The organism is Zafaria sp. Z1313 (assembly GCF_050563205.1).
In the GTDB taxonomy this organism is placed as follows: domain Bacteria; phylum Actinomycetota; class Actinomycetes; order Actinomycetales; family Micrococcaceae; genus JAZDCJ01.
The window spans coordinates 1-7,793 of record NZ_JBNWUK010000037.1 but is presented as its reverse complement, the minus strand read 5'-3'; the positions used below and the strand labels follow the sequence as shown (position 1 = coordinate 7,793).

Annotated in this window: 6 protein-coding genes; 1 reads left to right on the top strand and 5 read right to left on the bottom strand. The window is 60.0% G+C overall.

The window, feature by feature from the left end:
* The first annotated feature begins 80 nt into the window (after positions 1-80).
* Positions 81-1,228, top strand: a protein-coding gene (locus ACQ3I4_RS16340; RefSeq protein ID WP_329863527.1) for an IS3 family transposase whose coding sequence is annotated in 2 segments (ribosomal slippage) — positions 81-354 and positions 354-1,228 — 1,149 coding nt in all. Because the reading frame shifts where the segments join, the coding sequence is not laid out codon by codon here.
* 946 nt (positions 1,229-2,174) lie between these two features.
* On the opposite strand, the gene ACQ3I4_RS16335 is transcribed toward ACQ3I4_RS16340, so the two are convergent.
* The 5 genes from ACQ3I4_RS16335 to eat form a co-directional block, all read right to left on the bottom strand.
* Positions 2,175-2,954, bottom strand: a complete 780-nt coding sequence (locus ACQ3I4_RS16335) for a 3-oxoacyl-ACP reductase (protein ID WP_329863845.1) — start codon at positions 2,952-2,954, stop codon at positions 2,175-2,177.
* A 29-nt stretch (positions 2,955-2,983) separates the two neighbouring features.
* On the bottom strand, positions 2,984-4,351 hold the full coding sequence (locus ACQ3I4_RS16330) for an aldehyde dehydrogenase family protein (RefSeq protein ID WP_329863847.1): 1,368 nt from the start codon (positions 4,349-4,351) through the stop codon (positions 2,984-2,986).
* Positions 4,332-5,093 carry a gamma-glutamyl-gamma-aminobutyrate hydrolase family protein gene (locus ACQ3I4_RS16325; protein WP_329863849.1) on the bottom strand — a complete coding sequence of 254 codons (762 nt, stop codon included), beginning with the start codon at positions 5,091-5,093 and terminating at the stop codon, positions 4,332-4,334. Before ACQ3I4_RS16325 ends, ACQ3I4_RS16330 begins: the two co-directional genes overlap by 20 nt.
* Complete coding sequence (locus tag ACQ3I4_RS16320) at positions 5,074-6,456, bottom strand: glutamine synthetase family protein (protein WP_329863851.1); 1,383 nt, start codon at positions 6,454-6,456, stop codon at positions 5,074-5,076. Before ACQ3I4_RS16320 ends, ACQ3I4_RS16325 begins: the two co-directional genes overlap by 20 nt.
* A 74-nt stretch (positions 6,457-6,530) precedes the next feature.
* Positions 6,531-7,793: ethanolamine permease (eat, locus tag ACQ3I4_RS16315; RefSeq protein WP_430633915.1), on the bottom strand; the 1,263-nt coding region annotated here is incomplete at its 5' end.

Genomic DNA, 7,793 nt, shown 5'->3' with positions numbered 1-7,793 from the left:
TGGTTGGGTCCCCGGGTAGGAGTCCGGTGACTGTGTGAGTTTCGCATCCGATAATGGGTGCAGGAGGAAATTCACAGATTATGGCACGTAGGCATACCCCGGATCAGGTCGTCGCGAAGGTCCGGCAGGGGCAGAAGATGCTCAATGACGGCAAGCCGATGATCGAGGTCATCAAGGAGCTGCAGGTCACCGAGGCAACCTGGTATCGGTGGCTGCAGCAGTACGGTTCCGAGCAGAACGCAGCCCAAACCAAAGCGGTCAAGGACTTGGAGAAGGAAAACGCCCGGCTGAAGCGGTTGCTGGCCGAGAAGGAACTGGCCATCGACATCCTGAACGAGGTGGCTAAGGGAAAATTCTGAGCCCCGAACCTCGCCGCCGGGCAGTGCGCATGGCGGTGGAGAAATTCGGGGCGTCCGAGAGATTCGCGTGCAAGGTGCTGGGGCAGAACCGTTCCGCGCTGCGCAAGTCACGCCCAGCGGTCAGCTTTGAGGAAGCCCGGCTACGCGCGGCGTTGCGGGCCATCGCCGGGGAGCATCCGGCGTGGGGGTGGCGGAAGGCCCGCTGGCGCCTGCTGGCCCAGCCGGAGTGGGCTGGCGTGGTGCTCAACGCTAAGCGGGTGCGCCGGCTCTGGCGGGCCGAGGGACTGACGTGCAAGCCGAAGGCGCGTAAGCGTCGCCGCACCGGGCCCGGCGCCGGGGAGCAGAAGCGGCTGAAGGCCGAATACCCGATGCACGTGATCAGCTTCGACTTCCAATCCGATGTGACCTCCTGTGGGCGGCATGTCCGGTTCTTCAACGTCATTGACGAGTACACCCGCACCGCCCTGGCGATCGTTCCGCGCAGGTCCTTCACCGCCACCGATGTGGTCGCCGTCCTGGAGGACATCATCGCCGAAACCGGTGTCACGCCAACCTATGTGCGCTCCGATAACGGGCCGGAATTCACCGCCGCAGCGCTGGTCAACTGGTGCGCCACTGCCGGGGTAGATACGGCGTTCATCGACCCGGGATCCCCGTGGCAGAACGGGTTCGCCGAATCATTCAACGCCCAATTCAGAAGGGAACAACTCACTGGGGAAATCATCGACACCATGGCCGAAGCGAAGTACTTGGCCGACGAGTGGAAGGACATCTACAATCATGAACGGCCCCACGGATCCCTCGACGGCATGACGCCGAAACAATACTGGGACACCTGGACGCAGAAAAATCAACTAGCTATCGCATAGCCACTGGACTGCTAACCGGGACCCAATCACTGGGACATGTGACGCCCGAGCGTCTCGTGATTGATGAAGACTCTTCGACCGAGCCGGCCGAGCTAGCTGCCGACGAAAAGGCAGGTGAATGGCAGATACCGGGGGGCCTCCCAGTCCCGCCGACGGCCGTTCGTAGGGGGTGGATGGAGTCGACTGCACAGCGAATAGGAGTGCATTCAGTGGTTGTACTTGGGAGACTGCAACGCGATAAGGCTCTCGATTACCGGACTGCATTGGCAAAAGGGGCGCCAACCGTAAGCTCTCACTTAGAGCGCTGGAGTCACTCCCACTGACTCCCAAGTGACTTTGAGAGCACCCCTGAAACTGACACTCCCCAGGCTTGTCAGTCAGTACATTGGCAATAAGGAGCGCTCCGGACCTCCCCAGGTTTTGGCACACGCAGATATGCCCCGGAGCGCTTCTTACTGCCAATGTTCTAATGGGCATTCCAAGTGAGATTAGTTCGCCCTGACTTTGGCGGCTTCCACTGACCGGCACCGGCAGACGGTTACATCGGGGAGCACTCCTGAGGGAAGTCCAAGAGTTGGAGGTTGATGCTGTCATCTTTGTGCAGCATTCTTCTTTCGCCGATACCGTGAAGTACAACCCATACGATGGACCCGTCTGGCATGCAGTCGTCGACAGTGCCACAGCCTATGTCTGTTCCCTCCTGCAAGACTCTAACGACTTGACCGACCGGGAGATGTTTCCAGGAGACGCGCCGTTTCCTGGGCATCAGAGCTTCCGCCGTATGGCAGGGAAAAAGTTCGTTTCCAACTGCGTTCCTAGTCGGTTGTTGGTTATTCCCAAATGCAATGTTGTCTAGTTGGTTCAGGACAACCGCAGTGAGACTTTTGGGGAGAGCGCTGTGTCGTGCCCCGGACGGGCCGGGGCACGGCACGGCATGTTTCGCTGGTCACTCAGGGGTTACGTAGGCCCCTGCGATACCGCCATCGACTAGGAAGGTGGAGGCTGTGATGAATGAGGAGTCGTCGCTGGCGAGGAATGCTACGGCGGCGGCGAGCTCTTCAGGTTCTGCAAAGCGGCCCAGCGGGACGTGGATGAGGCGGCGTGCGGCCTTCTCGGGGTCCTTGGCGAACAGTTCCTTCAGCAGCGGTGTGTTGACCGGTCCTGGGCAAAGGGCGTTGACGCGGATGCCCTGGCGGGCGAATTCGACACCGAGTTCGCGGCTCATGGCCAATACTCCGCCCTTTGATGCGCTGTAGGAGATCTGCGAGGTTGCAGCACCCATGACGGCGACGAAGGAGGCGGTGTTGATGATGGAGCCCTTACCCTGGGCCTGCATGTAGGGAAGAGCGTACTTGCAGCAGTAGAAGACAGAGGTCAGGTTGACTTCCTGGACCTTGCGCCAGGCGTCGATACCTGTGTCGAGGATCGAAGCGTCGTCGGCCGGGGAAATTCCGGCGTTGTTGAAGGTGATGTCAACGCTTCCGTAGGTTTCGTTGGTCACGGCGTAGAGGTTTTTCACTTCTTCTTCGCTGGTGACGTCTACCTTCACGTAGAGACCGCCGACTTCATCGGCTGCCCGCTGCCCTGCGGTTGGGTCCATGTCGGCGATGACTACGTTTGCCCCTTCGGCTGCGAAGCGGCGGGCGGTTGCCAGTCCGATACCGCTTGCGCCGCCAGTGATGACAGCGCTGCGGCCCTTGAGACGGCTGGAGGTTACTTCAATCATTTTTTGACTTTCCTTAATTGGTGGTGACGTTACGGGTTGGTGGAGATGAAGACGTTTTTTGTTTCCGTGAAGGCATCGAGAGCATCGGGCCCGAGTTCACGTCCCAGACCTGACTGCTTGAAGCCTCCGAAGGGTGTGGAGTACCTGACGGATGAATGCGAGTTCACGGAAAGGTTTCCGGATTCGAGGCCACGGGCCATCCTCAGTGCCTGCCCGACGTCCCGGGTCCAAATGGATCCTGAGAGCCCGTAGATGGAGTCGTTGGCCAGGCGGAGCGCGTCCGCTTCGTCCTTGAAAGGGACGACAGCTACAACGGGTCCGAAAATTTCCTCGTGCATCACACGGTCTTCGCGTGAGGGCGTCAAGACAGTGGGTGGGAACCAGAAGCCCTTGCCGTCCGGTGCGGACCCCTGGAAGGCGATGGAGGTGCCGTCAGGGACAAAGCTGGATACTGTGCGGTGCTGGGCAGCCGAAATCAGCGGTCCCATGAAGGATTCCTCGTTGCTGGGGTCCCCGACCTTCAGGGCCTTGACTACGGGTTCCAGGAGTCCGAGGAACTTTTCATAAACACTTGCTTGGACCAGGATTCTGGAGCGGGAGCAGCAGTCCTGCCCTGCATTGTCAAAAGCGCCCCCTGGAGCCGCTGATGCAGCGGCTTCAAGGTCGGAATCGGCGAAAATGATGTTGGCGCTCTTGCCACCCAGTTCCAGGGTGACCGGCTTGAGCTGGTCAGCGCAGCCGGCCATGATCCGCTTTCCGACGCCGGTTGAGCCGGTGAAGACGACTTTACGGACGGCAGGATGGGTAACGAAACGTTCCCCGACAATTGAACCCTTGCCCGGAATAATTTGCAGGACCCCTTCGGGCAGCCCTGCTGCCTGTGCAAGCTGCCCGAGGCGGATGGCGGTCAGTGGCGTCAGTTCGGCCGGTTTCAGGACGACCGTGTTGCCTGCAGCCAGCGCGGGCGCGAAGCCCCAAGCTGCGATGGGCATGGGGAAGTTCCAAGGCACGATGACCCCAACAACTCCCAGGGGTTCGTGGAATGTCACGTTCACCCCGCCAGCTACTGGAATCTGCTGACCAAGGTGCCGTTCGGGTGCTGCGGAGTAGTAGGTCAGGACGTCGCGGACGTTGCCGGCTTCCCAGCGGGCATTGCCGATGGTGTGGCCTGCGTTCAGGACCTCCAGCTGAGCGAGGTTTTCCAGATCTGCATCTACTGCGGCGGCGAACCGGCGCAGCAGGAGTGCCCTGTCTGCAGGGGCGACGTGACGCCACGTTTCAAAGGCTGCAGCCGCTTTTTCGATAGCCCTGTCTGTGTCCTCCAGCGAGGCAAGGGATACAGTCTCAATGACATCTTCGGTGGCTGGGTTTAGTACGTCAAACGTGCTGGTGGACATTGACCGGACTCTCCGTTCGTTCTTTGCGGTAGTTGAGTGCTGCTTCGACGAATCCGTTGAATAGCCGAAGGTCGTCTGGATTTTGTTCGGGGTGGAACTGTACGCCCAGAACCCATCCCCCAGATGTGGTTTCCAGGGCTTCGACGGTGCCGTCAGCTGCTGCTGCGGTGACGTACAGTCCGTCGGCAATACTGTCCATCGCCTGGTGGTGGTAGCAGGGTGCGCTGGCGCGGGGACCGAGCAGATCCGCGGAGATGCTCCCCGGTGCTGTGGTAAATTCAACGTTCCCAAAAACGCCTGGTGCCGGCTGGTACTGGGCTTCGGGATTCACATCGGGGATGTGCTGGATGAGCGAACCGCCCAGCGCCACGTTGAGGATTTGAGCTCCCCTGCAAATGGAAAAGAGCGGAAGTTCTGCAGCCAGTGCTGCACGGGTCAAAGCGATGTCGTGAAGGTCCCGATGAGGCTGGGGTCGGGTAAGTTCGTGCGCTTCTGCCCCATAGTTCTCCGGCCCTACGTCACTTCCCCCGGAGATGATGAGTCCATCAAGCAGCTCGACAACTGTAGGGTCCGTTCCCACGGGCGGGAGAAGGATGGGCGTGCCGCCTGCCGCCACAACGGCTTGAACATATGTTCCCGGGAGTACGGCGGCATCCTGTGTCCAGACACCCCAGGAAGCTTCCTGGTAATAGGTGGTCAGGCCGATGCGGGGACGGTACATGTTAGAGGCGTTCGAAGACACGCTTACGCTCCCAATCTGTGATGGCGCTATCGAAAGCCTTGATCTCGATGTCGGCGGCGTGCGCGTAGTGCTTCACCACTTCGTCACCGAAGGCCTTGCGGGCGATCTCGCTGTTGATCAGCAGTGCGCGGGCGTCACGCAGTGTGGTCGGGATGCGGTCTGCATCCGACTGGTAGGCGCTGCCGGTGGTGATGGGTTCCAGGGGGAGTTTGTTTTCAATACCGTGGATGGCACCGGCAATGAGGGCAGCGGCGGCCAGGTAGGGGTTGACGTCTCCGCCTCCGACCCGGTTTTCAACCCTCAGGCTTGCTCCACGGCCGACGACGCGCAGGGCACAGCTGCGGTTGTCCATGCCCCATGCGATGGCCGTAGGTGCGAAGCTGCCCTCAACGAACCGTTTGTAGGAGTTGATGTTCGGTGCCAGGAAGTAGGACAGTTCCTGCATGACGGCCAGCTGCCCGGCAATATACTGCTCCATGACTGGGCTGAAGCCATGCTGACCATCGCCCGGCAACACAGGGTTGCCGTCCAGATCTGTCAGGCTGAAGTGGATGTGGCACGAGCTGCCTTCACGTTCGTTGAACTTGGCCATGAACGTGATGCTTTTTCCATGCTGGGCTGCAATCTCTTTGGCGCCATTTTTGTAAAAGGCGTGGTTGTCGCAGTTGGTAAGTGCATCTGCGTACCGGAAAGTAATTTCATTCTGACCCAGGTTGCATTCGCCTTTGGACGACTCCACAATGAGGCCGGCCTTTTCCATGCCTGTTCGGATGTTGCGGATCACCGGTTCCAGCCGGGCCGTGGCCAGAAGCGAGTAGTCAACGTTGTAGCGGCTTGAGGCGGTCAGGCCTTCGTACTTCTTGTCCCAGGCTTCCTCGTAGGTGTCATCGAACATGATGAACTCGAGCTCTGTACCGATGTGGGCACGGTAGCCCAGGGCTTCCAGCCTTTCCACCTGCGCACGGAGAATCTGGCGCGGTGACTGGCTCACCGGGCGGCCATCGAGCCACAGAACGTCGCACAAGACCATCGCCGTACCCTCCAGCCACGGCACCAGGCGCAAGGTGTCCATGTCCGGACGCATAACCATGTCACCGTAGCCGTTTTCCCAGGAGGACATGGCATAGCCGTCCATGGTCGTCATCTCCACGTCCACCGTAAGAAGGTAGTTGCACCCTTCAGCGCCGTGACCGAGCACGTCTTCAAGGAAAGACCTGGCCCCACAGCGCTTTCCCTGGAGGCGGCCCTGGGAGTCAGTGATGGCAACAACTACGGTGTCGATTTCGCCTGAGGCTACCTTTTCCCTCAGTTGCTCAACGCTCAGCTGAGCGTTGGAGGGGTTTCCTGCGTTAGGGTGTGTCATTTTATTTCCGTAACTTCGATCTCGGTCTTTAGGGGTGGATTTTGGTGCGGGCTGTCAACCCGCACGGATTGGCTTCAGCTTTTAAGTTCTGCCTCGGCCGCGGCCAGTTGGGCGAATTCCTCTTCGGGTGCTCCTGCGACAATCCGGTGCCTGCTGTAGAACCAGTAGTAGAGGAGGGCGGCACCGAAAACTGCCGCCGTGATGGATGCGGCGAGGACATCGACAACGAAGGTGGCGACGACAGCCACAGCAGCAAGGACCAGCGCGATTGAGGTGGTGACCACACCGCCGGGAGTCCGGTAGCCGCGGGGGAGGTCCGGTTCTTTCCTTCGCAGCACGATGTGGGAGAGATTCAGCAGGACATAGGAAACGGTGGCGCCGAACACGGCGATGTTGATGAGCAGACCACCGTTGCCTGTGGTGGCAGCCAGGATGAAGCCTATGGTACCTGGCACGATGAGCGCCCAGTAGGGTGTGCGTCGTTTGCCGGTTAGCGACAGCCACTTGGGGAGGTATCCGGCGCGGGACAAAGCAAAGAGTTGCCGTGAGTAGGCGTAAATGATGGAAAAGAAGCTGGCGACGAGCCCTGCCAGACCTGCGTAGTTAACGAAGTCGGCAAGAACTGTGTTGCCGCCGTAAGCCAGACGGAGTGCTTCCGGCAGGGGGTTGTCGGATTCGCTCATAGCCGACGCGCCGGCCGCGCCGGGAACAAGAATAAGCATCAGTGAACCAAAAACGACCAGGATGAGCACAGCGACGATGATGCCCCGGGGCATGTCTTTTTTGGGATTGGCGGTTTCTTCAGCTGCCAGGGGCACGCCTTCGACGGCGAGAAAGAACCAGATGGCGTACACGAAAGCTGCGAGGACTCCGCTGATGCCCATGGGAAGGAAAGCGCTCGAGGCCGGCGAACCGTCGGGAACGATGTCAAAAAGATTTGCCGGGTTGAAATGCGGGATCAGACCAATGACGACAGCGGCCAGGGCTACGACCGCGACCGCAGTGATCGCGAAAATCATCTTCAATGCCTCGCCGACACCGCGTAGGTGGATCCCGATAAACACGGCATAGGTGGCGAGGTAGACCGGCCAGGAGTTCGTGAGCCCGAACAGCCCCAGCGCCTCTATATATCCCCCAATGAAAATTGCGATGGCTGCTGGCGCCACGGCGTACTCGATCAGCACCGCCATTCCGGTGGCGAACCCGCCAAGCGGACCCAGAGCCCTCCGCGCGAAACCGTAACCGGCACCAGCGGCCGGCAGTGTGGATGAAAGTTCCGCCAACCCGAACACCATGCAGGTGTACATGATGCCAATGAGCACAAACGCGATGAGGAG